Below are 25,491 nucleotides of genomic sequence, written 5' to 3'. Positions count from 1 at the left end.
TTGGCGGCCTGCTTCCGGGGGGCCCGCGTCCAAACACCTCTGACAGGAGGTTGCGGGTGTCATCGTACCCGCAGAACGCTTCTTGGGGCATGCGTGACGCGCCCCCGCTGGACGTCGGCGGGTGGTCGACATGACCATGCCCGCCGCAGCGGACCGCAGCTCGTTCGTCCGTGTGGCCGATGCCCTGGCCCAACGGGACCGGGTGTCGACGCACCGGGGCGATCAGCTCTACGCGCGCTGCCCCGCTCACGACGACGGCAACGCCTCGCTCTCGGTGACCTGGCGGACCGACTCGCGCACCGGCGCGGGCCGGACCTTCGTGCGCTGCCACACCGGCTGCGACACCCGTGACGTCGTGGACGCTCTGGGTCTGTCGCTGTCGGACCTCTACGACGAGCCCCCGGCCCGTCCGGCGAACAGTGACCGGGGCCGTTGGTCCTCCGAGCGCCCCAAGGCCAGGCCCCGCCCCAAGTCCAGGAAGAAGCCCCCGGGCAAGGCTCGTCAGCGGCTCGTCGCGACCTACCCGTACTGCGACGCCGACGGGCGCGTGATCTACGAGGTCTCCCGCTGGGAGCCCAAGGAGTTCACCGTCCGCGTGGTCGACACCGCGGGCCGCCGTCAGCCGCGCTGGCCGGTCAAGGACCGCCGGGTCCTCTACCGGCTGCCCACCGTCCTCGCCGCGGTCGCCGCGGGCGAGCGGGTGTGGATCGCCGAGGGGGAGAAGGACGCCGACGCGCTCGCCGCCGTCGGGGCGGTCGGCACCTGCAACGCCGGCGGCGCCGCCGCCGAGGGAGCCCAGCACGATCGCTGGCTGCCGCAGTACACCGAGACGCTGCGCGGTGCGCACGTCGTCATCGTCCAGGACCTCGACGACGCCGGCCGGCAGCACGCCGCACACCTGCTCGACCAGCTCACCGGGGTGGCCGCCTCGGTGACGGTCGTGCGCCCGATCACCGGCAAGGACGCCTCTAACCATTTGGCCGCCGGGCACCGCCTCGACGAGTTCGAGCCGGTCGACCCCGCGACCCTGGCCGATGCCGACGCCGCCGACCAGGATGACGAGCCCGCCGAGCAGCCGGAGACCGAGCCCGGGCCCGCGGCGGACGCGGCGGCCTCGGTCGCCGCGCCGGCCCCGGCCCCGGGCGGATCCCCGACCCCCGCCGAGCCCACCCCCGCCGAGTCCGCCGGCCCGGTCGACCTGACCCGCGAGCGGCAGCGCCGCCGCGGCTCAGACGACCTCCCGCCGCCCCCGCGCCGGAACCTGCCCAAGATCCGCGACGAGTACGCGCTGGTCGACGGCGAGCTGTGCAAGATCGAGACGAAGGGCCGCGGCGAGGACCGCAACACGGTCGCGCGGGTCCTGCTCCCCGCAGCCCCGCAGCTGCTCCGCCGGCTGCGCTACGACCTGGGCGACGGAGCACCCCCCCGGGTCACCCACTACGACCTCGCGGTGACCCGCGAGGGAGAGACGGTCGACCTCCCGGCCATCGGCGAGGAGGACTGGCAGAAGCTGACCTGGGTCGCGGACCTGCCCTGGCCCTGCCCGATCGACGACACGCAGTCGGGCCGCTCGAAGGTCCGGGCTGGGATCGTCGCGGTGTCCGGCCCGACGCCGGTCGAGACGCTCTACGGCACGTTCGGCTGGCGCAAGATCGCCGACCGCTGGGTGTACCTGCACGCCGGCGGCGGGATCGACGCCCACGGCGCCCGCCCGGACGTCCGGATCGAGACCTCCGAGAAGTACCGCGACTTCACGCTCCCGGCCCCTCTCCCCGCGGGCGATCGGGACGGGCTCGGCGAGGCCCTGGCCGCCTCGTTCGCACTGATGGACACCATCCCCGACCGCCTGGCCGTGCCCATGCTGGGCGCGGCCTACCGGGCATGCCTGGGCTACAGCCGGGTGACGATCCTGCCCGTGGGCGGCCCGAGCTCCGGCAAGACCGGCCTGGCTGCGGTCGGCCAGCAGCACTACTGCCCCGCGGCGCGCTACGACCATCTGCCGTTCGGCGCCGGGGAGGACGCCGCCACGCTGACCTCCCTCGAGGAACACCGGTTCACCGTCGGCGACATGCTCACGATCGTCGATGACGGCGCACCGGACCGCGGCACCGAGGCCCTCGGGCGGAGGCTCAACGTCCTGGCCCGCTCGCAGGCCGAGCAGCGCGGCAAAGACCGCGGCGCGCGCACCGGCGGGATCCGCCCCGAGCACAAGCCCCGCGGCCTGCTCGGCGTCACCGCGGAGCAGTGGGTCGGCATCGAGTCCGCCGAGACCCGCGTGGTCGCGCTCGACATGCGCCGGGGCGAGCTGGACCCACGCGAGGCCTTCGCCCCGCTCGACCGCGACGGCGCCCCGGAGCTGCGGGCCCGCCTGATCGCGACGATGGTGCAGCACTACGCCGACCGGATGCCGCTCACGACATGGCTTCGCGAGACCCGCACTGTGTTCACCGACGCGATGGTCCGCCCCAACTCCCCGGACCCCGGCGTGGAGGCCCGCCGCTCCGAGGCCGTCGCGGACCTCGCGGTCGGCTGGCGGGCACTGCTGGACATGGCCGTGGCGCGGGGCGCGCTCACCGACGAGGAGGCCGCGCAGCGCTGGACGCGCGTCTGGGCGGCCCTGATCGAGGCAAGGGATCGAATGATGGCCGGCTCCGTGGAGCGCCGCCCCACCGAGATCGCGGCGTCCGCGCTGCGCTCGGCGTTCGTGCGCCAGTCCGCCGCGCTGATCGACCGCCAGACCGGACAGCACCCCGCGCACGCCGAGCTGTGTGGTTGGGAGCCGCTGCCCGGCGCACTCGACACGAGCTGGCGGCGCGTCGGCTCCCCGGTCGGCTGGACCGACGGCGACCGGGTCTGGCTCGACCCGTCCGCGGTGACCGACGAGATCACCCGCCATTCCCGCGCGGCGGGAATGCCGCTGAACCTGACCCGTGACGGCCTGGGCGCGGCCCTCGCCGACGCCGGGATCCTGCGTACCCGCGAGACCGCGCACGGACGCCGGACCACCGTCAAGATCCGCCTCGGCCGGCCCGGCGGTGGGCCCGGCCCCCAGGCGACAGTCTGGGAGACGGCCTGGTCGTGGCTGTGGCCCACCGACGACGGCGAGGACGGTCACGACGACGACCCGACCCTGCCGGACTCCGGCGGCGGCCCCGAGGGCCCGGACGGGCCCGCTCCGGACCCGCAGACCCCGCCCACGCTCGACGAGATCCCCGAGCCTCCGGCGCCCGCGCAGGTCCCGCTTGTTGCGGACGAAGACGCCGCGGCCGGCGCGGACCAGGGTGGAGTACATGTTCTTCCCGCCAGAGATGAACATGTCCTGAACGCCCGCCCGGCCGCGGCTCCGTCCCCCGCGGGCGCTGAGCGTCCCGCTCCCGGCCCGGCGGCGGTGGCCGTGGCCGTGGCCGAGGCACCCGAGACCGAGCCCGCGGGGGAGGCGGGCGCAGCAGCGGCCCCGGCGGCGGCCCGTGAGCCCCGTGCCGGCTACGCCGGGCTCGCGCTCGTCGCTGCCGCGGCGGTTGGCTGGCTCGCCCGCTCCGACGACGAGCCCGCCGCGATCGACCTGAGCGAGGACAGCGGCTCGCTTGCGGGGCTGCTCGCTAGGGCCGAGGCCCTGGGCCTGGGCCATCGGGACGGGCGCGGGCAGTACCGCGGGGCCGCGCATGCCTACGGCCAGCTCTGGATCCTGCCCGCGGCCCGGGAGAAGCTCGGTCTGCCCGCCGAGCTGCCCCCGCGCACCGGCGAGACCGAGCCCGCCGAGCAGCGCGCCGTGCGCGAGGCGATCACTAAGGCCGGCTGGGAGGTCGGCAGCCGCTCGATTTCCGGGTGGAACGTCGTGTACCGCAAGGGCGGGCGACGGTTGCACCTCGTGTTCCCCGAGTGGCAGATCGAGCCGTCCCCGTTCGGGGAGCTGGAGGTGCCCGCGCAGGTCCTTGCCTCTCGGCTAGGGGCCTACGCCGCAGCCACCGGCATCGCCTACCGCTACTCCCCGGGTGTCACCGGCGTCTCGCTCGTCGCGACGACCCGCCCGGAGATCGCCAAGGCCGATCGCCCCGAGCTGCCCAAGCCCTCCGAGCTGCCCACGTTGGAGGGCGACTACATCTGGCAGCGGGCGATGCAGCCTGACGAGCTGGCGTTGCCCTACGTCGATGCGTGGGACGTCAACGGTCTGTTCTTGGGTGCGGCGACGTCGCTGCCGCTGGGCATTGGGGCTCCCGAGGAGATCACCGAGGACCCCGAGTTCGACCAGAGCACCCCCGGGTACTGGCGGATCCGCACCCTGACCTGGGAGCACGCCCGCCTGCCCGACCCGCTGCAGGTGGCCGGCCGACGCCGCGGCGGCGACTATCTGTGGGTCACCACGCCGACCATGAAGATCCTGACCGAGCTGTACGGGCTGACCCCGGAGATCAGCAAGGCTTACGTGTGGCCGCGCGGCAACTCGGTGCGGGTGCTGGACAAGTGGGCCCGCGACCTGCGCAACGCCCGCAAGGGCCTGCTCGCCGGTACCGGCTCCGATGACCGGGCCGTCCTCGACGCGGTCAAGGCGACCTACCGCGCCGGCATCGGGCGCCTCGACGCCTCAACCTGGCGCGGCTCGGACTACTCGCTGCATCGCCCTGACTGGCGTCATCACGTCGTCGCGCAGGGCCGCTACGCCCTGACCCGGCGCATGGTCGCCGCGGCGGAGGTCGGCCGGTTCCCGCTGGCTATCGCCACCGATGCCGTGCTCTACGCCTCCGATGACCCGACGCCCACACCCCCCGCGGGCTGGGCCGAGGGCGATCAGCTCGGCCAGGTCAAGCATGTGGGCCGGCTGCGGGTGGAGGAGGTCGCGGATCTGCTCGCCGACGGGGACACCCCGAAGGCCAGCACCTACGACGGAGCGGAGATCACCGAGCCCGGCTTGATGGACCGCTTCAAGATCGCTGGGGGTGAGAGCTGATGGCCCGCCGTCGCCGCGACATGGACATGAGTGAGGCGATCACCAAGGCCGTCCGCGGCCAACGCACGCCCCGCACCGTCACCACCTACCGGCAGGTCAAGGACCTGATCAAGACTTACGGCGACCGGGGAGCCGCGGAACGGCTCGGCGTCTCGCCCCGCACCCTGCGCACTTGGGTCCACCCCGATCGGTCCAAGCGCCGCAGCCCGAGCAAGGCCAACCGGGGACGGATCGGAGCCGAGCATGACTCCCGCGACGTCCGTCGCGCCACGGCGCCCCGGCGCCGCATGAACCGGCTCGGCCGCAAGGGCATCCGGGTCAAGTTCACCGGTAACGCCGGGCCCGTGGCGATGGGCAAGGACTACCGGCGGCTGCGCTCGATCACCGCCGACCTTCCCCCCGAGGCCGCTGAGGCGATCATGAACGCCTACGTGGAGGACGGCACCGCTGGCGCGGAGGCCGCGTTCCGCGATGCCATGCGCGAGCACTACCACGACGCGGACTGGCAGTTCAGCGACCCGCAGGAGTTCCAGTTCGGTGATTCGGCTCTCTACGGCGACGAGGGCGAGTGGTGAGCGCCTCGACGATCACCGGCGCCGACCTGGCCGGCGGGCAGCTTGGCAGCTGCATGGTCACCGTGGCGCTGGTCGCGTCCGCCGCGTGGTTCACCCGCCGTTGGCTGCGCACCCGCCAGCCTCGACAGGACACCCGCCGCAGTGCCTACGTCACCCGGGTCCTCGTGCTCGCGTCGATCCTCGCGCTGCTCGCCGCCGGGGTCGTCCTGTTTGGGGCCCGCGCCCTCGACCTCGAGCCCCTGGCCCCGCTCGTTGTCACGCTCGCCATCCCGTCCCTGCTCGCTGGCGCCGCCGGTCTGCTTGTTGGCGGTGTGCTGCGCGGGTGGGAGCCCTGTGCCGCGGTCCGGCGCGATGCCGCGCTCGTGGTGCCCGGGTCGCCGGTGCGCTGGCAGGTGGGCATCCTCGCGGTGCTTGGCGCGCTCGCGGGGGTGTTCGTGGCCGGGGTCGTCTCGATTGCCTTGATCGTCGCCGGGCTGATCGTTGCGCCGTGGACTGTCGGGGTCTGGCTCGACGAAGGTTCCTTTCCACCGTGGCTGCTCGGCATCTACATGGTGACCATCGCGGGATGCGCGGCTGGCGCCGGCTATCGGGAGGCCATTCGCCTCCGGCGTGATCAGCTCGACGACCTGGACGGGCAGTCATGAACCGCAAGTGGGAAGGCCCGCCAGACCCGGGGCCGGTCCGTCGTAGCCAGTTGACCAGACGGACTCGGGCGCAGCGCCGCCCCTGCTCGCCACTGACCGACCAGGCCGAGCTGCGGTGGCGGATGCAGTCCGACCTGGGGACCCTCGGGTTACTGCATGCCCCTCGGTGGTGACTGCGACCGGCAGCTCCTGCGGTGGCTGGAGGAGACGGTCGTCGCCCTCGACGCTCCGCACGGTCTACCCGAGCTGCGCCGCCTCGCCGTCGAGTGGCGTCGGCTGCGCGCCCGTGGTGGTCTTGGCAGCGGGTCCGATTGGGCCGATGTTGTGATCGTCGCCCCGCTCGATCGGCCCTCGCCGTCTCGGTGGTGGCGATGGCGTCGCGGGGATGAGCCGACTCCACCTCGAAGCTGCGGCAGCGGTCCCGCCATCGGATAGCTGCTCGGCGAGTACTTCTGAGCAGCCGTTGAGTTGCCGGTGGACGGGGTGACTAACTGGCGGGGATGTCGGTCTGGCTGGCGAGAGCGAACTGGATGTGGTGTCGCTGGCAGTGGGTTCGGGGGCGTCCGTAGTGCTGGCCGAGCTCGCACCAGCCCACCGAGGCTTCGTCGTTGCCCACCTTGTGGTGGCACTGGCGGCATAGCCGTACCGGGGGCATCTCGTCGCCGAAGAGGGGGAAGTCGTCCTGGGCAGGGTTGATGCACAACACGCACAACAGCGGCGGCAGCAGGGCGGGGGTTGCCATGGGGCCATGGCTCCTGTCGAGCGGTCGGGAGAGTTCTTGCGGGTCAGGCGGGCGGTGAGCTGTCTCGATTCGCTCTCCTGTCGTCGGGCCGGAAACCGGCAGACGCGGGGGCAGCCCGCCGCCACCAGCAGTACCTACTCGCTACCTCAGGACGCGGTCACTGGTCAATACCGTTTGCTTGCGTGCTCAACAAGTGTGAATGGCGGATCCCCACCTCAGTGCCCCACTGGAATGGTCTGGTGGGGGCGGAGCGGGTTTCGGCGCAGGCCCGGGCATCGGCCGGTCACCGTAGCCGGGAGGGGAGTCCGAGGCCGCGGTGGACCAGCCAATGCTCCGAGCGACGGCCCGGGCACGGACCGCCACAGGAATGGTCGGCTGATCAGCCTAACGTGTTACGTCTGCTGCTGTTTCCGGTACGTAGCGGTGCTACGCGTACAGCGTCACGGGCGGTCACGGGCCAGGTTCCTGTGGTGGGCGCAGGGGCCGTCGGACCACGGTGGCCAGGACTGGCGGGTCGACCCCGGCAAAGGTGAAGCCGACCCGCCAGCGCCGCTGGTGGCGGCCTGCCGAAGGCAGGAGGCAGGCGAACCCCGCTGCCATCGACTCCTGTCATGCTCACATGAACGTGGTCTGACCGTCAGCCCATTAGCACCTGCCGCGTCGACTACCCACCGCAGAACGCGACGGCGACCAGGTGGTGTGACGAGGACTTCGGATCATCGGCGCGAAACGCTCGTTGAAGGGGGTGTCTCGTCGGTGTGGGGAGCCCGTCCGGCGAGGCGGGGGGTCCGCGGCCGGTCGGATGCTAGGCAGTAGCCGGTCCGGTCGCGGACGTGCCGCTGAGAGGTATCAGGGCCTGGCCCACGTCGGGGGCGACGGGCCTCGGAGTCTCAGTTGTCGTCGTGGCGTCGGTAGACCCAGTGTCCGTCGAACTGTTCGCCGGTGAGGGCGTAGGTTCCCGGGCGGACCGTGGTGTCCCCGGTCATGGCGAGGTAGACCAGTGTCGCGGGCGGCCGGTTGTGGTCCACGCCTCGGTAGATCTGTCCTCGTCCTTCCTCGGTCCGCGGGTCCACGAAAAGGGCGTGGAGGTCCAGCATTCAGCCGGCTCCTTCGTCAAGGGTTCACGGCAGGGGTCGAGCAGGAGGGGCGGCAGGCCGTTGCTCACGGCACTGCATCATCACCGTCCGAGCCGGGATCGCGCTGCGGCGTTGAGGCGAAGATCATGCGCTCCCGGGGCGCCGGAGGCGCCTGGGCAGAGGCGGTGCTGCGCGGATGGTGCCTGCCACCGGCGGCGACCCCTCCGGCGGCCGGTAGCAGGCAGGGCGGTGCATACCCGGGCTGGGCCCGCAAGAAGCACCTGGCGCTGAGCAGCCCCGACCGGATGGGCTGTCGTCAGGTGGGCGTCAGGCGGCCGTGCAGGATCTGCAGGGGGATCGAGATCGTGTGCGCGGTGTCGGTGGTGGCCCACCACGCGGAGAGCGCCTGGCGCAACGCGTGTAGGCGTTGCGGGTCGGCGATCTCGTAGGCCTCGCCCACGCCGTAGACACTCCACCCGGTGCGGGCGTCCAGGTCGATATCGTCGGCCTGGAACGCCACAACGGACCCCAGGACGGCGACAGCGAGCGTGCTCCCGCGCGGGGTGCGGAACACGACCTCTTCGCCGTCGAGCACGTAGTGGACCGGATGCGCGGCGGGCAGGCTCTGCTGGGTGACGACGACCCGCCCCACGCCCTCACCGGCGAGACGGGTCAGGCACTCAAGGCGCCCGAGCTCGACGAGCCTCGGCTGCGGGCAAATAGTCGGTCACCTCCAGCGATGGGATTCTGCGACGCGCGGATGATCACGGCACGGTAGGTGAGGCAGAGAGCGCGAAGCAGGGTCCTAGGTCCCGGACCGGACACCGAGATCGGGCATGTCGGACGGGTCTGCTCGTGGCGCTGCTGGGGCGTTACACCGCAGGCCGCGTTGACAGTCGACGCTGCTGGTGAGCTGCTTGTAGCGTCCATTGTGGCTGGCCCGCGGAGTGTGACCCCTTCCCCGCGGGTCAGCCCCCCGCGGGCCATGGATCTCGCCCTCGACCCTCGCTGGGGCACCCCAGAGCTGGTGTATGGCGGACCTCGAGTTGCGGGTCGGAGTCAGCGCCCGGGCCGTCCGTCTCGGAAGTTCCCGATCTCGGGTGGGTCGTGCCGGGGGCTATGTCGGTGCCGCCGCCGGTTCAGCGGCCGGGTCCCGTGTTGTGCCAGGGCGGGAGCACCGTCGTTGGGTGCCTGTGCAGTGGCATGGCGTGCGGGTCCCCGTACGCAAGCGAATGATCAGCGCGTGAGCCCGTGGGGCCGGGCGGTCTCTCGTCGTGCGCTGCGGAGTCTCGGAGGGCTTCTAAGGGGATGGTGTCGGCGTCCGACAAGCCGAAGAACTCCTCGACGAGCGCGGTGAAGATCGGCGTAGCGGTCACTGGCCTCTCTCCCTCCGTGCATTCGACCAGCTGCAGTGACGTCGTACCTGCGCTGGCGCAGGCCATCGTGGCAACTGTCCTCATCGGCTTGAAGTTGCGTGAACGTGATGCCCACCACTGTGCTCAGCGGTGGGGATGGCGAGAAGCCCGGCACGGTCCCGGGACCGGCGCGGACTCCGATTTCGCGCGGCCGGCGCCACGACCAACGCCATGACGACCCGCAGTCAGTGGGCAGACCGTGGCTGGGGCAGGTCTTGGTCGTCGCGCACGCAGATGGGGCGCCGCGTTGAGGTATGGGGGCGAACCCTGGGCTCGGTCACGCACGGCGGCTCAACTATTCAACGGCGCCGGGACCTGATGATGCGGTCGTGCTGGGGCCGGAGGTGTTCCACACCGAGATCAAGGGGCTGCTGCGTAGCGGCGAAAGGACTCGTTCGTCGTTGCCGATCACGTTGACCTGCACAGCGCGCCCGTAGGCGGTGGCGGCGAACTCCGCCATCGTCTTGGCCGACTCCGCCGTGACCTCCGTGACGTCGTGGAGGTCGAAGACCACGACGCTGATCGGCGATCCAGCCGTCTGCATGAGCAAGCTCACGAGATCGCTGACTCCATCGAGGCGCCCGCTTGGGCGGGCGATCATGGCGCCGCCTGAGAACGTCACGGAGGTGTGGCTGCCCTCTTCCGAGGTAGTGCCCATGCCATCATTTTGCTTCCACCGCTCACGGCGACCCTCAGCGATGTCGACGGACGGGAGGCCCCGATCCGGGGGACGAGCTCACGAGCGTGTCCCCGACAGATGCTGGGCCCGGGGTCCGGAGGCGGCCTGGTGCAGGGGAAGCCCTATCGCTGGGGCGCTTGTGGCGGGGCTCGTCCACGGCCGATCGTCCGGTCGGGTACCAGACGGGCGTGCGGATGCGCATGCCAGGCGAAGCTGCCGGCGTGTCCCTCTCCCCGCGGGGCTGGGCCTAAACCGGTAGTCGTGGAGAGGCGTCGCTGGTGTAGGCGCGGGCTTGGAGTGTGTACAACTCGTGGTAGGTGCCTGCGCGCCTCATGAGCTGGTCATGTGTACCAAGTTCAGTGATCCGGCCGTGTTCCATGACGACGATTTGGTCGGCATGACGGACGTTGGCGAGGCGGTGGGTGACAAGCACGGTGATCCGTTCCTGAGGGCCCTCTTGTGAGGCTCGAGCCGTGGAGATGGAGCGGAGGGCGGCGAAAACGGCGTGTTCGGCGCGGGCGTCCATGGCGGCTGTGGGTTCGTCGGCGACTACCACGCCAGCATCGCGGTAGAGCCCGCGCGCCACGCTCAGGCGCTGCCATTGGCCGCCGGAGAGATCTCGGCCGCCCTGGAACTCACGGGACAGGATGGTGGCCCGGCCGTGGGGGAGTTGGGCCAGTACGGCATCGGCGCCCGAGCGGGAGGCAGAGTCGGCAAAAACTGCGTCATTGGGATCATCGCGGCCGAAACGGCCGATTCGGATGTTGTTCTCCGCCGTGACGGGCCAGCGGAGCGGATCTTGCATAACGACGGCAACTCGCTCGTGGAGGTCGTTGGCATCTAGCTCAGAAGTAGGAATCCCGTCCCAAAGCACTTCGCCATCTGTGGGCAGGTAGAGCCCAGTGAGCAACTTGGCGAGAGTTGTTTTGCCGGAACCGTTTTCACCGACCAGTGCGACGATCTCTCCACGACGGAGCATCAGATTGATTTCGTGTAGGGCGTCACTTTCCTGTCCTGGATAGCGGAACGAAACTGCACTAACCTGAATCTGAGCGGGGTCGTGGTTCAGGGATTCGTTGCCACGTGACCGTCGGCGGGTTTGTATGTCGTCAAGACACGCTCGAAACAGGTCCACATGTACGCCGACCTCGAACAGTCCGTTGATGGCGAATACGCTGTTGAGGATCGCCAAGGTGGATCTCTGCATCGAGACTACAGCAGTGCCGGCTAAAGCCAGCGGAAGCCAGCCGGTGTAGACCAGGAGCCCAAGGACGATGAAGCCGATCCCCGTGGCCAGGCCGGACAGGGCGCGGCCCGTCGTCGTGATGCGGTTTTGCCGGCGGCCGAGTTGAATGGCGCCGCGGGTGACTGTGGCCGAGATCCGCCGATGCTCCCCGAGCAGCAGGGTTTGAGCTGTAAAGGCGCGAACTTCAGCAGCGTTGTCTCGCTCTGAAATCAACTGGCCGGTGACAGCGCGACGACGGTAGTCGGAGTTGAGAGCAACCATCGAAGCTAAGTTTGCCTGCTGACTGCGGACGCTGGCCCAGGCATGTGGAAGTCCGGCAAGCAATACGAGCGGCACCAGAATCGGGTGCAGGACCCCGGCTGTTACGACAGCGGCGACAAGCGTAACGGCCGCGGATATCAAATTTCCTAACATCTGCACTCCGACCCGGATTCGAAGCACTGCTTGTGTGGCGTTGCGGCGGACAAGCTCTGTGAAGTCTGGGTCGTCAAAGGCGATGAGGTCGACGTGGATGAGCCCGCTGTAGAGCTCGTCTTCCGCGCGCTGTTCGATTCTTGGTGTTAGTTCCGCGGTAAGCAAACCCGCTGCGGCGTCGAGCAGGCCCCGACCTGCTACTGCGGTCACAACTGCTACTAGGGCCGGCAACGCTGCAACAATCCGCTCCGGGCTAGGCACTTCAGACAGGAGCTGTGCAAACACTTCGGTCGTTGCTAACAGGCCGAGTGCGGTGGTCGCGGCCGCTACTAGCTGAATTAGGCCAGTGGCGATGGTGAGTGGACGGGAAGCGCGCCACGCCCACTGGACCAGGATTGCTGCTGTCCGCGGTGTCTCGCGCGCAACTGCCCACACACTGGCTTGTGCGGCTTTTAGCTGGCTCTTTAAGTAGTAGGGAGTTTCCAAGTCCTCGACGCCGATGAATGCCGTATCAGACTCAGCTCTTACTTTCGATCCTGCGGCCCTGGATTGTCGCAAGTGATGGATCCTGTAATCATCGTAGCGGAATGTGAAGGACTTCTACTTGTGACGGGCTGTTCGGGTGTGCCAGGGAAGCCGCAGCAAGTTCCTTCAAGGAGTTCCCTGCATGCGAGCAGCCAACTCATTAACGGCCCATTCCCTCAAGGGTCGGAGCTTCTCCGCGGTACACGAATCACGCAGTGCAATCAATGGAGATAGCGCGCGCCGATCAGTCATCGCTGAGGCTACTAACGGCCCATAGGCTTCATCGGCCTGCTCTAGCCAAATCGAGCAGCGGGCGGCTTGATAGTGCGAATATGCAGTATAGGGAGCTCCTATGGACGCCGCCGCCTGGTACGCACGTCGGGCCTCGATCAGGCGACCTTCGCCCTTGAGGAAGTCGCCCATGCGTATGTGTCCCCTAGGATCAAGCGGGTCCCACTCGAGCATTCTTCTGTAGAAGCGCTCCGCGCCAGCCTTGTCCCCTCTGGCCTTAGCGGAGCGGCCGGAGGTCTCTAGCAAAGGGTGTACATTTTCCAATGCACGCAGTTGGTCGTCAGGGTCAACAGATCCCAAGGATTCCATAGCGCATGCCAGAGCTAACTTCAGGTGTCGATCTACCTCAGCATGATCTCCTTCGAAAAACGGAATGAAGGCGGCGGCGCGCCAATATACCGAAGTAAGGAGCGGGTCCAGAACGGCCTTCGATGCTTTCATTAGTTCATCGGCAACATCGAGCCACCGCCGCATGCTCGCCAGGGCGCTTTGCTTCTCTACCTTTGCGTACAGAACGATTACCTGGGCGGCAGCGCCGTACCGCACTGCCGGAGGAAAATAGTCCGCCCCAGCAATGCTTTCCATCACTGTTCGAGCGTTAAGGAGGCCCTCTGTCGCACCTCTCGGATCTGAAGCTAGCTGCGCTGCGGCGTTGTGTCGGAGGTACGCCATCCGAAGGTAGTCGAGACGATCCTCCTTACCATGGCTCGGAGGTGCGAGGTCAACGACAGATCTCCAGAACCCAAGCTTCGCTAGTGTTGTGATCACACGGGATTGGTCGGGGCTCGGCAGTCGAGACCATTTATCGATCAGATCGCAAAGGTGTTGCCAAGGATCTGAGCGATACTCCAGTGGTAGCTCGTGAGGGGCGCTCGGGTTGGGCTCCTCTGGTTCCTCACTCCACAAGGTTTCGCGGAGTAGACGCAGGGGAGGTGTCTGAAAGATCGGAACCGGGTGGCCGGAGAGAAGACGCCGGCCTACCTCGGCGGTACATTGAGCATGGATGGGACCTCCTGAGCTTTCCAGATCAAAGTAGGAGGCAAGTAATTCACGAGATCGAGCCTTCGGCTCAGCTTCAAAGAGGTCGAACGGAGGCTCCTGAGCAAACGCGGCCCGATTGATTGGCGTCTTGCTCCGCAAGAATGTCTCCATCTGCAACTCCCTTATTGTCGGATTGCGCTGGGTGCAGGTGGATAAGCATCAAGCGATCTACCGCCCGTACTAGGCGGGACCGTGAGTATCGCCCGGTAGTAGCCAGCCGGGTGCGGCTCGCCAATCGGGCTGCCTTCAGACTCGATCCAGGCATGCGCAGCGAATGGATGACTGCGTACACCGGTGCACCACGTTGGCCAGCTGCCGCGTATCCGACAAAGGAGCGCAGCGGCGATGGAGCGTTGTAGACAATTCTGCCCCGCACAGCGAAGGCTGACGGCGACGATAGCCTCGCGGGCAGCTAGTGCCTCTCCGGGCGTAGCGGGTGGAGCGCCGCGGCGAAAAAGCTTGAGTACAGAGCGCAGCGTGGCAGGTTTGGACTTGGCAAGGAGGCGCGCAACTGCGACCGCTAGTAGCGGTACGCCGCGCTGCCGCGCCGGGAGTTGGATGCGAGGCGCCAGCGTAGTGGGGACGCTCACGAGCTCGTCACCAACTGTGCATCGGCGAGCTGAGTAACGACGGTGCGGACATCTTCAGTGACCTGCCCGGGATCGACCTGGTGCCGGGCAGCAAGATCGGCGGCAATTACCTCGGGAGCTTCTCCCTCGAGGAGGCGATGTAAGAGCCGGCTACCGGTCCGGTTGAGCTGCCAGAAGCGGCCGGTTTGCTGATGTAGAAGTACCGCGCCGTCATCGGTGTCAGTTAATAGCACATCGGGGTGCAAACGCATCAGCATCCTCTTCCTGAAATTGAACTAGGTCAGGGGTGGCCTATCGGTATCTGTTCGTATTATCGGCCTGGGCGTTAGCAAGTATGGTGGTGCCTGACCGAGGATGAGCAGGAGGAGGAGTGGTGGTGACGGCGCGAAGCCAGTTCTCACAGCCGAGGAGGTACTCGAGAGCAAATACTGTTCGGTTGTCCTGCTGGGGCGCGGTCAGGCGAATACGCAGTTGGTCGGGATCGATCAGCCCCCGTGCCGCTAAGGTCGAGTCGCTAAATACCGCGAGGATTTCGGGTAAGTTGGCCCGCAAGCCGGTTCGGATCTCCTCGCTGAACTCTCCCTTCGTTGATCTCCCTAAGATCCCTTGCGGGACAATTCCTCGCATGGCTTCAACGAGCAGCGGCTTGTAGCGCCACGGACCGGCGTAGTCCTCGATCGGCACCCTCAGCACTGCGTCGAGTACTCGATCGTCGTAGAAGGGCAGGTCCAGTTCCACGCCTGCTGCGGAGTACAACCTGCTGAGCATCCGGTAGTGCAAGGCATTCGTTCTGGTAAGGAGCAGCAGCTGGTGGGTGCCAGGATGGCTACCGAGTGGCCGGGCATCGTCAGCTGCCCGTCGTAAGCCTGTACGGCTCAGTTCTATCGCGGCATCGGTGACCCACCCGAGGGCACGTAGTGCACCAAGCCCCCAGCCCATCATCGGCTGTCGGAGGGGCGGCAAGGGTTCGGTCAGTTGCTCTGCCTGGGTACGCCACCATTCTGCGGGGCCGGTCGGACTGGTGATGGCGCGTAGCATCGACAACAGCGGCCAATGCCGCATTGCGGCCTGTGCGCGTGCATGCTGGAGCGCGGTGAGGGGGCGCCGCCGCAGCAGGTGATGGAGATAGCCGGGTTGAGGAGAGAAGAGCTCATCGCCCCCGTGGCCGGCTAGGTGTCGACGGGACCCATGCTCAACAAGGACTCTGACGCAATGTAGCGTCCGGGCCGCGGTACGGGTGAGGGGATATGGCTGCTCGGGGTCCCAGTAAGCGCCCGGCTCGGAGAACACCGCTGGTAGCTCTTGCGGTGAGAGGACTAGATGCTCGGCGCTTTTCAGTGCTTGTATTGCTTGAGCGGCATAGATGCTGTCGTCGTTGCCAGCTTCAGCCTCTCCGAGTCGGAACGTCAACAGATCTGGGCTGTCGGGCGCAGCTAGGAAGGCCAGAGAAGTTGAGTCCATTCCGCCGGAAAGGTCGGTGCTCAGACGTCCGGCGGTCGCCGATTGTGGCCGTGTAGCTGCCTTTAATGCATCGTGTAGGCCAACTGCGGCCTCTGCCACGGAGAGTTCGGCGGCCGGTGGCCGCCAGTGGTTTGCGATTCGTTCGTTGTTTCTGTTCCAGAGCAAGCAGTCGCCGGCTGGCACTGCTGAGATGCCGGACCAAATTGGCCGTTCAGCAGCGGGTGACGGGAGTTGACCGCCACAGACGACGCGAAGTGCGAGAACTTCCTCGTCGATGTCGGCTCGGGCCAGGGTTGCGAGAATGTCTGCGCGATCCGCTGCGACTGGAACTCCGTTGAGCTTGGTGTGGAAAACGGTGCGAAGGCCCGTGGCGTTGCCCTGGATGCGGACGTGACCATCGACGGAGCCGATGAGGTAGGCCGCGCCGGCAAGTGCTTGGAACACCCCATCGAGGTCGGCGTGAGTCGTGAGGCGCTCGGCCAAGGTCTCGAGCCGACCGGCGGTGACCGGGCAGGGCCCGATCACCGCCAGTCGAGCCCGACCGGCTGCGACGGTGGTCAGCCGCTCCTCGGACTGCTCACTTATCAACCACGGTCGCCCCGAAGAATGCGAGCGTACTGTGGGTGACTCGAAGGGGAGCAGCGCACTCAAACCCTCCGCGACGGGCATGTCCGGCAGAACAATGAACCCACCTAACATTGTCACGGCTCCCAAGGATTCCTTCAGACCGACACCGACAATTACTCGGCGCCGGACCATCGCGGAGCATATTTGGGCCGAGGAGGATCGAGGTTAGGATTCGTTAAGGCTGAATCCTCAGCACAGCCAGAGGAAGTTGTCGGCCCAGCCGCCGAAACAGCCAAGGGTGTCCTCACTGAACTCGCCCACCTCGGCGAGCGCAGGGGCCACGTACACGTCGGTCATGCCCTGCTCGAACGCGTTGTTCACTGCATCCTCCTCGTTGTTCGGGGCGTTGATCGCCCACTATTACGTTGCGCTAGAAGGTGACACAAAGCAAGAGATGCGGTTCTCACGAGGCTCATGCTTTGGTACTAGTCGTCCTACTCGTTTGTATTATTGTTGAGGCCCAAGCAGGCTCGGCCTGGTGATCATGATGGAAGGTGTGGTAGTGAGGGCGGGCGAGAGAGGAAACAGCCAGCAAAACGTGGCGGAGCAACTCACGTTGCTCTGCCGAGTCTGTTTCAGGCGGATTGCCCAAGCTTCGAGATATAGCCGAACCAAGGCGTGCAAGTGATGACAGCGTTACTGCCAAGGCTCGGCTGCAGGCCCGGCTCTGCGGACGAGCGAGCTGTCAGTAGAGGAAGCCAGCGCGCATGAGTTCCTCATTCGTAGCGATGGCTACTATATTGCCCTGGCCCTCTGCGCCTGCAACTCGAAGAGTTGGATCGACCAAGGTCCCAGCTGCAAATACCATGCGGACGCTGGTTTGCCCTGCGGTGTCGGTTGCGACAGCGCCTTCTGCCAGGTCGAGTTCCTCCACATGCCGCATCCGACAGCCAAGTTGTTCGGCAAGATTGCTCTGTTGCCGAACGGTCGGGACGACGAACATGCAGCGGTGCTCCGCTGTTGACGATTTAGTAGTGACGTTCAGACCTGTTGGGGCTTTGTCAACGGATAATACCGGGGCAGACTGAAGGTTGATGCCTAAGTTTGTGAGGTCTGTGATCAGGCTTGCGGACGGCTGAGCACCGTCGGTGTACAAGGTGACGTCGTGTGACCACCCGCGAGCGCGGATCGCAAGGTGCGCACCCCGATCACCGTGGCCGATTACAGCTAGTGGCTCTCCCTGGACTTCCCAGCCATGACAGTACAGACAAGAATGGACCAAAGTGCCCCACAATTCGTGGATGCCCTCTATCTGTGGGGGTTTTTCGGTAATGCCGGTGCACAGAAGCAACGCTCGAGAGCGTAGGATTCTTTCACTGCTTAGTCGAAGTGAGAACGCTCCGGACTCCAGTTGTGAGACGGCGATGGCTCGTTCCGGTATTACTTCTGCTCCAAAATCCTTCAGTTTTGTCCAGGACGCCGCTATCCTTTCGCGAGCAGAGACCTCGGGTGCCTCCACGGTGAGATCGCCGCATATGACGACGGGCTTACGGCAGGATCGACTCAGAACTAGAGATGCCGCGAGGGCGGCGGGGCCGCCCCCGACAATCGTGATGGTGTGCATGAGTTCTCCCAAGTATCGTCAGTGTTAGTAAGAGGCTGTGGCCCAGCAGGTATGGTTTCTGGCGAAGGATCCGCCAACAGCGAACCGGTGATTGGCAAGCCATCAGGCGCCCCGGCAGCGGGTGCACCTATGGGACTTGTGCTGTGCAGGAAGCTCGGCTGGCTTCCTGATGGAGTAGCGGTAAGGTATGCAAAGCCAGCGATGCCAGCTTGCAGTCGTGAGCGCACTCCGAGCGCTCGCATGAGGGCTGATGTGTGCACCTTCACCGTATGTTCGGAGATTCGCAGCGCCTTGCCAATGGATCGCGTATCACGGCCGCCAGCTAAGAGTAGGAGTACCTCACGTTGTCGGTCACTCAATGATCCGATCCTCCTGAGCGCGCTTATCAACCACGCAAAATCGCCGCCGGAGTGTTGTGGGGAGCCTTTTTCGGGCATCTTGGCAGCCAAATCTGGAGCGAGACTGGATATTGCAGATCGATCAGCGATGTTGTTGCCGCAAAAACCTCCATCGGCCTCGTCGCGCAATTGTCGAGACTGACGATTCTGGTGGCCATCCATGGAAGGTGCAGCCGCCAAGTAGATGATCCGGACGAACTACGTGAACGCGCAACGTAATCACATCGAGTGATCAAGACGCGCAGCTGCTTCGCCGATGAGCACGCTAAGTAGTAGAAGATTGCGGTTCGATAACAGGAGTATTAGGTGGCAGGCGCCATGTGGGTTACTAGGAGCGTCCAGCTGAATACCTAGCGTGAGATCGTCTGGCCGGCCTCTGCGTGTGGCTTGCGCCACTCAGCGATAGCGTGGGAGTGCCAGCCGCCAGCCCGTTCGTGCATGTACTGAGCGGTGCGTCGCGCGCTTCCGGGGTCCCGGAGTCTCTCGGCGCGGAAGTGCTCCTGTCGGCGGGCCGGATCCTGCTGGAGATCGGCTCCGGTCATACTCGGTGAGTGTGCCGGCGTACATGTCGGCGGTGCGCGTGTCGTTCCATGGGGTGGGCGGACACGGTCCGGCTCGGCCACGGAGGGTGAGCAGGCGGAGGACAGACGTTGCCACAGGGTTCCTGGTTAGCGCCCACGCCATCGGTGGGCGAGGAACGGGGATGGAGTAGATGCGGTGAGCATGTCCGCTACTGCGGGACTGGCTCGAGCTCGTACACGGCAGAGTGCGACCCTCGTGCTCGGCGTGGCCTACTTAGTTCGGTTCCTGTTCCGGCAGGAGGTGGCCGCTAAGTGACATCGCAGGAGACACGCGGAAGCGGCTCGAGCAGCCCCGCCGATCCCGAACGCACGCAGATACTGGAGCCGATCGGCGCGTTGCTGCCGGGCCAGCCCGCTTCCGAGCAAGTTCCACTTGACCCGCCGACGACGTCAATTCCGGTTCTGAGAGACGACCCGATCGCGGGTCAGGCGGCGGCGGGCCCGGTGTCGCGCCCCGGTGGCTTCCTGTCGTCGTTTTTCGACCGGCACCGGAGTCTGATCGAGCGCTGGTTAGCCCCCGCGCTCACGTTGCTGGCGCTCGTCATGCTGCCGCTCGCGGTGGCCACCACAGACCTGTCAGCTCTCGACGGCTGGGGCCTGGTCAAAGTACTCGGCCTGCCGGCGTGGCTAGCGCTGTTGTTCGCGATCAGCTCTTGCGTAACCGAGCTGCACGCGCGGCGTCCGCGGGTCCCGATGCTGGGCTTCGCCACCGGCGTGTTGATCCTCTGCTCAACAGGGCTGCCGTCGGTGGTCCAGCCCGCCGCTCGGTTCGGAACAGCTTGGACCATCACGGGCTTCGTCGACGCGGTGGCAGTCGCCAACGGCATTCCACCTCAAGGACTGGACGCCCGGTTCTCCTGGCCCGCGTTCTTCGCCCAGTGGGCGTGGTTCCGCCAGGCCGGCGGCGCCGACCAGCTCGACGAGGTGCTGCGTTGGTTCCCGCCGGCCGTTGTCACGGTGTGGGCGATCGGCATCTACGCGCTGGCCCGCTCGATGCTGGGCGGCACCCGCGCCCCGTGGGCCGCGGCCTGGCTGTTCGTCGGCCTCAACTGGATCGAGCAGGACTACTTCTCGCCCCAGGCCACCGGTATCTGCCTGTTGCTCACGGTGCTGACCTTCGCCCTCGGCCCGCTGGCGACCCGTCGGACCGACCCGAGCGGGGTCCCGGGCTGGCCCGCGCCACACCGCGGTGCCAAGCGCCTGCCGCTGCTGCACCGCTGGCTGATCTCCGCCATGACGCCGCCGAACCGGCCGACGCTGCCTCCGCGGCAGCTGCTGCTGGTCTACTTTTGTGCGGCGCTGTGCATCCTCGCGGTGATCCCCACCCACCAGCTCACCCCGTTCGCGATCCTGGGCCAGCTGGCCTTGCTCGCAGTTGTGGGCCGCTATCGTGGTCGGGGGCTGGTGTTGATCGGGATCGTCGGGCTGATCCTGTTCATCCTCATCGCAGCCCGCCCAATCTGGACCACCCAAATCGGCCTGTTCATCGGAGACGGAGGTGCGGGTGCGGCACTCGAGTCCGGAGTCGCTGACCGACTCACCGGGGATGCAGGGCATCTAGCAGGCACCTCTGGCCGGATGGTGATGGCGGGCCTGACCTACATCATCGGCTTTCTCGGCGCAATAGTGTACTGGCGCCGCCGCCGAGACCTCGTGCCGATCGGACTAGCTGTGGTGCCGATGGCGTTTGCCGCGCAAGGCTACGGCGGAGAGGGATTCCTCCGGATCGTACTGTTCGGCCTGCCGATCCTGACCATCCTCGGGACAGACCTTCTGCGTTGGCTGGTGCGTCGGCGCCGGTGGATGCGTCCTGTGCTTGCCGTGGGCATGACAGTACTGTTCGGTACGCTCATATTTCTACGAGGCGGTAACGACGCCTACCAGGTCGTGTATCCGGAGGACGCCGCAATGTACCGGTCGGTTGTTGCCACGACTCCGCCGGGCCAGAATGTTATGCCGGTCTCGGACCCGGGCCCGTTCGCCATCGAGGGGCTCACTCTTTTCGAGCGCGGGGGCGGCGTGCCTGGTTGTGGTCGGCTTGCAGCATCCGATGATCCTGTCGGCTGCACAGAAAAGATCGCCCCGGACGTCATCGTGAACTTCGGCTCTATCGAGGCCCAGGGCGTCGTTCTCAATGGAAAGCCCCACGGCTGGTCACTAAACCTTGCGAACACACTGGTCCAGCAGGGCAAATACTACTTCTGGTATCAGAGCTCAGACGACCCCTTCGACTACGTGCTCCGTAAGGTCGGTGCGCCCGTACTACCCGGAGCCGCAGCCGAGGCACCGGGGTGAGCAGGCGCATCGGGGTGATCTCAGGGGATCAAAGGCGGGTCACGAGGGCGTCACCCTCGTGACCCGCTTTGGACACCAGACCACGGGTTCCTATACCGGTCTCCCCAGTGCGGGAGGACCCTGCAAGGGCACAAGACGTCAGAGGCAGAAAGGTGGCAGGAAGCGCCGGCAGGCGCGTGCTCGATAGGTCCCAGCTGCGAGCGTTGACCGCTGCCGTCCTTGCAGAACGATTTCACTAGCCCGTTTGAGGTGTGGTACTCGCCGTGCGGGTCCTCGCTTGCGTCGGTTCTCGGTCTGCTCGCCGCCCGCTTCTTCCACCGGTGGGCGCCCGCGAGAGCCTGGTTGTCCGCCAGCACCTACGAGTGCCTCTCGGAACGCGTGCTCATCTGGTAATTCACAGTTTGCGGAGTCAACCAACGATAAGAAAGCATGTGACGGGTCCGGATCGGGTCGCTCGCACCATTGCTTGTGTTCCGGCCACTGTCAGGCTGACTACGGGCTGGAGAGGAGATCGCCAGCCAGTCCCGCGGAGCTTATAGCGGCCATCGAAATGTTCAGTCCTCGATGTATCCCGTTTGGGGATTTACCTGTCGAAGGAAGTCACGGATAGCCCTTGTGGCATCTTCAAGCGTGATCCTGCGGTTCCACCCAGATGAACTGAACCCATAGTTCGGGTTTGGTCCCGTGGTCCAGTTAAAGTCGTAGGTGCCCTGCTCCATGGAGCGTTGTTGGACGATGAATTCCTGCCCGTCAACGACGACCACCGTTGGTCCTTCTTCGAGCCCAACGCCTTCATGCTGAGCCATGCATCCTCCGCTTCTGTCGACAGACCTGGTCTGAGCGCTTCGTCTACCAAGTCTACGTGCTCTAGTCAAGGAGGGGTGGCGCGGAATTCCGTCTCGGCGAGACTTAGACAAAAGACTGATCAACGAACGTCTTATTGCACAGGATGTCATGGTTGGCGAGCATGACTTTGTCTGGCGAGCGGCTGCTCACAGTCTGATTGCATGTTCTCCGGAGGCTTCGTTGCGTCGAACCATCTATCCCCTTCTCATGGCTGGAATCGTGACAACGTCGTTGCTCGTGCCGCAGGTAGCTGCGTCTGCTGCGCCTGCAGTGGAGGAAAAGGCAGCGTCGGCGACGCCGCAACCGAATCCGCCAGCCAAGCCACGTCCAACTGTCGCACCTGATTCGGCGAAGACGACGGGAGGACTGGTCCTGCAAAATACCGGGTCGCCCGAAGAAGGGGCAGCCTCCCGCGCCGCGCTGTGCAACTTCACCACCAACGGTGACTATGTGCACGTCTCCTCTGGTGATGCGTCTGGCCACGGATGGTGGGTCAACGGAGATTGCGATACGGAGTATGCGACCGTAACCGTCACTCTGCAAGAGTATTTCGCCGATGGCACGTGGCACGATATCAGCGAAGGAGAGGCTACAGTGCTGTCAGGCGGCGGACGCGGGAAGCGTGCAACGGCGCGTGCCACTTGCGAAGATACTTCTTTCATGGCTAGCTGGCGTACCGTCGTCGACGTTGACCTGGTCGGAATTATCGATGATTCGACAACGCTGACGACTGACTACCAGGATCTCCCCTGTGCAGTGTACGACTAGACGTATCAGAACCAAAGGAGCCAGGCACGCTAGTAGTTCAAATAGCGGAAAATGGCCCTAACGGCGAGACTGTGATGTTGCCCATCTTGGGGGAAGGCAGCAGTGAGGCTGCGGGCCTGGCGGTTTGGAGGGTGGACGGTCCCATTGGCGGCGGGGAACGCTACGGCGCGGGCTAAGTGACTGAACTTGGCACATCCAGGGAGCGTCAGGTGAGATCCCACAGTAGCCGGTAGAAGTAGGTGCGCTCGGGGTCGGGCGCTACGCCGTAGGCGTCGAGCAGGCGGCGCTCGTGTCCCGGCCCGTAGTTCCAGACGGTGCTCCAGCTCGCTGCTGCGAGGTCTGCCCAGCGATCCGCGACGCCGAGGCTGCCGAGGTCGATGTGCCCGCAGCAGCGGCCGTCATCGGCGATGAGGGTGTTCGGTACGCAAGCGTCGCCGTGGCACACGACGAGCCGGTCCGGCTCGGGTGGGTCCTCGAGGATCCGTAGGGCCTGGGTGAGGGTGAGCCCGTCGTGCTCGTCTCGCCACCGCCCCGGATCCTCGGGTGCCTGTATGCGGGCACGACGGCTAGGGACGTCCCAGGTGAAGGGGCAATCGGCGACCGGAAGCGAGTCGTGTAGCGCACGCAAACCCTCACCGACCGCCTCGACTGTCCGCTCCGGTTCAGCCTGCCAGCGCCCCTCGACGGCGCTCGTGCCGGCCAGCGGTCTGGTGACCAACCAGGAACCGGTGTCGTCGGCCCCGTGGTCGAGCAGCCGCGGCGCGGACGTGAACTGGGCGGCCCATGCCAGCCGTTCGGCCTCCGGGTTGAGGTCGATCCCGGGTGGCGCCCACTTGATGAAGCAGAGCCCAGGGACTTCGTAGGTCAGACCGCCAAGGATGTTCTGCCAGACGGGGCGAAGCGGATGGCCCGCGGCCAGCCGGTTGACGGCCTCGGGGACCGGCACGTCGTCGTCCGGGGGCCCTGCATGATCGCGGGAGCGTTGATGACCATGCCCCTATGGTGCCCGTCGCGTCCGCCGAGGCGGCCGCGGCCGAATCCCTCCAGCGCGTAACGCAGCATCACGTTTAGCGAGTCGCCCGCTCTCGAGAGCAGACCACTCGCTCCCCTTCTCCGCGGGAGTTGGAAGCTGGTTAGGACGCCGCGCGAGAGGCGTCGGCGACTGCTGCGGTGCACGGTCGCGATCTCAGGAGGTCGTTGAGCCCGGCAAGCACTCGTCGAGGGCCACGCTGGTCACTCGCGGATGGGGCAGCGGAGCGCGAGGCGTAACGGCGGCGCCAGCCGTCAGAACGGCCACCAACGGAGGATGGCCGCGGCGGCGACGTAGACGCCCGCGCATCCCGCAAGAGCCCCCACCACCCGCGCCGTCGACCTGCGCTTTCGACGGCGCCGTTCCGTTGTCGGGGACGGCGGCGGAGCAGTTCGGCCACCATCTCCGTCATCGCGGTCCGGACGCGACCGATGATGCCGCCGATGGCGGCCAGCGCGACGGTCGGGTGTTTGGCCCCGCGGAGCTCTCCCCGGTACTGGCTCTGCTCCGGGGCATAGCGCTTGGCGCGGCGTCGGTCGTATAGGACCAGGTGCGCCGGGTTGTCGGCCTCGCGAGGGTCAGTCGTTTAGCTCGGCACAACTCAAGGTCTGTCAGGTCCGGTTGGCGTGTCGGATTCGGATCTCGTCCGGGATGCGGCCTCGATCTGCAATTTTGAGCCCCTGGGAGCGGGCCCATGCGCGGATTGCCTGGGTCTGTGCGCGATCGTTCCCGGGGGCTCGAGGTGTAATCGCCCGTCGCCCACTCGGGGCACCGCGAGCTGCGGCGATGTATGGAGCTAGTGAGTCGCGCAGTCGGGTTCCGTTAGCAGCTGAAAGGTCAATCTCGTAGGACCTGCCGTCGAGCTGAAAGACCACTGTCTCGTCGGCCTGGCCGCCGTCCAGGTCGTCAACGAGGGTCACCTGAGTCTGCCGCAATTCGGGCACCTCCTCTACTGTATTCAACAAGCAACGATATTTGTACCGCATGCTGGCGGGAAATGGAAATCCGCCATCGACACGTTCAAGGTCTCGATAGGGTGCGTGTTCGCAGTGCGTGGAGGGAAGACGGTGGAGACGGAAGGGATCCGCGCTCGGCGGGGCTAGTGTTGGACACGGGCTGGACCGCCTGGGGACCGTTGAGCGCCGTCAATCTCCATGGTGAGCTGAGCAGGCCGGGGATTACAAGGGTGAGACTCACGAGGGTCTGAGGGCGGCCAATGTCGTCGAGCGCGCCCGGCGTTCACGGCAAGCGTGATCGCTACCGGTAGAGCGCCGTCGACCGCTTCCGCAGCAGGTCGAACCCGTAGTCCGTCAAGTCGGTCGCGGCGACCACCGCCCAGAACACCCGGTCGAGAGGCGTCGTCACGAGGAGCCGATGCATGCCCTCCTCGGCACCCGGCAACTCCCGCTTCTCGAGCACGCTCAACGTCGCCCAGAGCCGCCCGTGGGCGAAGCCCGAACAGGTCTGCCATGCCGAGAGCGGGCCCAGCAGGAGACCGGCAGCGGCCTCCGCGTCCTTCACGATCTTCGTGCTGGATTCCGGATTGACCTTGAGCTCCGGGTCGCCGGTGATCTCGCGGGCCCGCCTGTTGATCTCCGCCCGCCGCTGTTCCAACGGCTTCTGTGTAGTCAGCCCCATCCCGGTCGCTGCGTTCTCTCCGTCGATGGCGTCCCGGACCATGTGCTGCATGCAGCGCAGCACCCGCTGGTTCCGGTTCGACGGGGACAGCATCCACACC

At 66.4% G+C, this 25,491-nt stretch carries 22 protein-coding genes; 5 read left to right on the top strand and 17 right to left on the bottom strand.

Going from position 1 to position 25,491, the window contains the following annotated elements:
- The first annotated feature begins 130 nt into the window (after nt 1-130).
- Genes ACL02T_RS29805 through ACL02T_RS29795 form a run of 3 tightly spaced genes read left to right on the top strand, consistent with a single transcriptional unit; the run spans nt 131 to nt 6,164 of the window.
- The gene (locus tag ACL02T_RS29805) at nt 131-4,945 is read left to right on the top strand and encodes a DUF8841 domain-containing protein (RefSeq protein WP_412834122.1); all 4,815 of its coding nucleotides are present in this window, start codon (nt 131-133) and stop codon (nt 4,943-4,945) included.
- Entirely contained in the window at nt 4,945-5,520 is a 576-nt protein-coding gene (locus ACL02T_RS29800; RefSeq protein ID WP_412834121.1) for a hypothetical protein, read from the top strand. The genes ACL02T_RS29805 and ACL02T_RS29800 overlap by 1 nt, the downstream gene beginning before the upstream one ends.
- Complete coding sequence (locus ACL02T_RS29795) at nt 5,517-6,164, top strand: hypothetical protein (protein WP_412834120.1); 648 nt, start codon at nt 5,517-5,519, stop codon at nt 6,162-6,164. The genes ACL02T_RS29800 and ACL02T_RS29795 overlap by 4 nt, the downstream gene beginning before the upstream one ends.
- Before the next feature lie 487 nt (nt 6,165-6,651).
- Here the strand turns inward: ACL02T_RS29795 and ACL02T_RS29790 are convergent, their stop codons facing one another.
- From ACL02T_RS29790 to ACL02T_RS29730, 13 genes are all read right to left on the bottom strand, one after another.
- Nucleotides 6,652-6,906, bottom strand: coding sequence for a hypothetical protein (locus ACL02T_RS29790; RefSeq protein ID WP_412834119.1), 255 nt, complete (start codon nt 6,904-6,906; stop codon nt 6,652-6,654).
- Nucleotides 6,907-7,796: 890 nt separating this feature from the next.
- Nucleotides 7,797-8,003 (bottom strand): hypothetical protein, encoded by a 207-nt coding sequence (locus ACL02T_RS29785; RefSeq protein WP_412834118.1) that lies wholly within the window; start codon nt 8,001-8,003, stop codon nt 7,797-7,799.
- A gap of 295 nt (nt 8,004-8,298) precedes the next feature.
- The gene (locus ACL02T_RS29780; RefSeq protein WP_412834170.1) at nt 8,299-8,658 is read right to left on the bottom strand and encodes a pyridoxamine 5'-phosphate oxidase family protein; all 360 of its coding nucleotides are present in this window, start codon (nt 8,656-8,658) and stop codon (nt 8,299-8,301) included.
- Between the two features lie 1,034 nt (nt 8,659-9,692).
- The gene (locus ACL02T_RS29775; protein ID WP_412834117.1) at nt 9,693-10,055 is read right to left on the bottom strand and encodes a hypothetical protein; all 363 of its coding nucleotides are present in this window, start codon (nt 10,053-10,055) and stop codon (nt 9,693-9,695) included.
- Between the two features lie 268 nt (nt 10,056-10,323).
- Nucleotides 10,324-12,294 (bottom strand): ABC transporter ATP-binding protein, encoded by a 1,971-nt coding sequence (locus tag ACL02T_RS29770; protein ID WP_412834116.1) that lies wholly within the window; start codon nt 12,292-12,294, stop codon nt 10,324-10,326.
- 93 nt (nt 12,295-12,387) lie between these two features.
- Complete coding sequence (locus ACL02T_RS29765; protein ID WP_412834115.1) at nt 12,388-13,140, bottom strand: hypothetical protein; 753 nt, start codon at nt 13,138-13,140, stop codon at nt 12,388-12,390.
- A 575-nt stretch (nt 13,141-13,715) separates the two neighbouring features.
- On the bottom strand, nt 13,716-14,183 hold the full coding sequence (locus tag ACL02T_RS29760; RefSeq protein WP_412834114.1) for a lasso peptide biosynthesis B2 protein: 468 nt from the start codon (nt 14,181-14,183) through the stop codon (nt 13,716-13,718).
- Nucleotides 14,180-14,440, bottom strand: coding sequence for a lasso peptide biosynthesis PqqD family chaperone (locus ACL02T_RS29755; protein ID WP_412834113.1), 261 nt, complete (start codon nt 14,438-14,440; stop codon nt 14,180-14,182). Before ACL02T_RS29755 ends, ACL02T_RS29760 begins: the two co-directional genes overlap by 4 nt.
- A gap of 34 nt (nt 14,441-14,474) precedes the next feature.
- A complete protein-coding gene (locus ACL02T_RS29750; protein ID WP_412834112.1) occupies nt 14,475-16,127 on the bottom strand; it encodes an asparagine synthase-related protein in 1,653 nt (550 codons plus the stop codon).
- A 333-nt stretch (nt 16,128-16,460) separates the two neighbouring features.
- A complete protein-coding gene (locus tag ACL02T_RS29745; RefSeq protein ID WP_412834111.1) occupies nt 16,461-16,592 on the bottom strand; it encodes a keywimysin-related RiPP in 132 nt (43 codons plus the stop codon).
- Nucleotides 16,593-16,956: 364 nt separating this feature from the next.
- Complete coding sequence (locus tag ACL02T_RS29740) at nt 16,957-17,835, bottom strand: NAD(P)/FAD-dependent oxidoreductase (RefSeq protein WP_412834110.1); 879 nt, start codon at nt 17,833-17,835, stop codon at nt 16,957-16,959.
- Nucleotides 17,781-18,272, bottom strand: a complete 492-nt coding sequence (locus tag ACL02T_RS29735; RefSeq protein ID WP_412834169.1) for a response regulator transcription factor — start codon at nt 18,270-18,272, stop codon at nt 17,781-17,783. Before ACL02T_RS29735 ends, ACL02T_RS29740 begins: the two co-directional genes overlap by 55 nt.
- On the bottom strand, nt 18,221-18,391 hold the full coding sequence (locus tag ACL02T_RS29730; RefSeq protein WP_412834172.1) for a hypothetical protein: 171 nt from the start codon (nt 18,389-18,391) through the stop codon (nt 18,221-18,223). The genes ACL02T_RS29735 and ACL02T_RS29730 overlap by 52 nt, the downstream gene beginning before the upstream one ends.
- Nucleotides 18,392-19,066: 675 nt before the next feature.
- On the opposite strand from ACL02T_RS29730, the gene ACL02T_RS29725 reads away from it, so the two are divergent.
- On the top strand, nt 19,067-21,109 hold the full coding sequence (locus tag ACL02T_RS29725) for a hypothetical protein (RefSeq protein WP_412834109.1): 2,043 nt from the start codon (nt 19,067-19,069) through the stop codon (nt 21,107-21,109).
- Between the two features lie 554 nt (nt 21,110-21,663).
- On the opposite strand, the gene ACL02T_RS29720 is transcribed toward ACL02T_RS29725, so the two are convergent.
- Complete coding sequence (locus ACL02T_RS29720) at nt 21,664-21,915, bottom strand: hypothetical protein (protein ID WP_412834108.1); 252 nt, start codon at nt 21,913-21,915, stop codon at nt 21,664-21,666.
- A gap of 247 nt (nt 21,916-22,162) precedes the next feature.
- Here ACL02T_RS29720 and ACL02T_RS29715 point away from each other — a divergent pair, with 247 nt between their 5' ends.
- Nucleotides 22,163-22,723: a hypothetical protein gene (locus ACL02T_RS29715; RefSeq protein WP_412834107.1), complete on the top strand. Its 561-nt coding sequence runs from the start codon at nt 22,163-22,165 to the stop codon at nt 22,721-22,723.
- 205 nt (nt 22,724-22,928) lie between these two features.
- On the opposite strand, the gene ACL02T_RS29710 is transcribed toward ACL02T_RS29715, so the two are convergent.
- The 3 genes from ACL02T_RS29710 to ACL02T_RS29700 form a co-directional block, all read right to left on the bottom strand.
- Entirely contained in the window at nt 22,929-23,669 is a 741-nt protein-coding gene (locus tag ACL02T_RS29710) for a phosphotransferase (protein WP_412834106.1), read from the bottom strand.
- A gap of 695 nt (nt 23,670-24,364) precedes the next feature.
- On the bottom strand, nt 24,365-24,739 hold the full coding sequence (locus tag ACL02T_RS29705; RefSeq protein ID WP_412834105.1) for a histone-like nucleoid-structuring protein Lsr2: 375 nt from the start codon (nt 24,737-24,739) through the stop codon (nt 24,365-24,367).
- A 271-nt stretch (nt 24,740-25,010) separates the two neighbouring features.
- A partial coding sequence (locus ACL02T_RS29700; protein WP_412834104.1) for a hypothetical protein occupies nt 25,011-25,491 on the bottom strand: 481 nt, incomplete at its 5' end.

Origin of the sequence: Pseudonocardia oceanicola, from assembly GCF_047200735.1 — a bacterium.
Classification (GTDB): Bacteria; Actinomycetota; Actinomycetes; order Mycobacteriales; family Pseudonocardiaceae; genus Pseudonocardia.
The sequence above is the reverse complement of the archived record's forward strand: the minus strand, read 5'-3'. Positions and strand labels throughout refer to the sequence as shown.

Bases quoted from the DNA above. Each gene is read 5' to 3' on its own strand.
- ACL02T_RS29735 (WP_412834169.1), bottom strand. From the start codon at position 18,272: ATGCCCGAAAAAGGCTCCCCACAACACTCCGGCGGCGATTTTGCGTGG.
- ACL02T_RS29805 (WP_412834122.1), top strand. From the start codon at position 131: ATGACCATGCCCGCCGCAGCGGACCGCAGCTCGTTCGTCCGTGTGGCC.
- ACL02T_RS29785 (WP_412834118.1), bottom strand. From the start codon at position 8,003: ATGCTGGACCTCCACGCCCTTTTCGTGGACCCGCGGACCGAGGAAGGA.
- ACL02T_RS29790 (WP_412834119.1), bottom strand. From the start codon at position 6,906: ATGGCAACCCCCGCCCTGCTGCCGCCGCTGTTGTGCGTGTTGTGCATC.
- ACL02T_RS29755 (WP_412834113.1), bottom strand. From the start codon at position 14,440: ATGCTGATGCGTTTGCACCCCGATGTGCTATTAACTGACACCGATGAC.
- ACL02T_RS29720 (WP_412834108.1), bottom strand. From the start codon at position 21,915: ATGGCTCAGCATGAAGGCGTTGGGCTCGAAGAAGGACCAACGGTGGTC.
- ACL02T_RS29705 (WP_412834105.1), bottom strand. From the start codon at position 24,739: ATGCGGTACAAATATCGTTGCTTGTTGAATACAGTAGAGGAGGTGCCC.
- ACL02T_RS29800 (WP_412834121.1), top strand. From the start codon at position 4,945: ATGGCCCGCCGTCGCCGCGACATGGACATGAGTGAGGCGATCACCAAG.
- ACL02T_RS29730 (WP_412834172.1), bottom strand. From the start codon at position 18,391: ATGGCCACCAGAATCGTCAGTCTCGACAATTGCGCGACGAGGCCGATG.
- ACL02T_RS29775 (WP_412834117.1), bottom strand. From the start codon at position 10,055: ATGGGCACTACCTCGGAAGAGGGCAGCCACACCTCCGTGACGTTCTCA.
- ACL02T_RS29715 (WP_412834107.1), top strand. From the start codon at position 22,163: ATGGCTGGAATCGTGACAACGTCGTTGCTCGTGCCGCAGGTAGCTGCG.
- ACL02T_RS29740 (WP_412834110.1), bottom strand. From the start codon at position 17,835: ATGCACACCATCACGATTGTCGGGGGCGGCCCCGCCGCCCTCGCGGCA.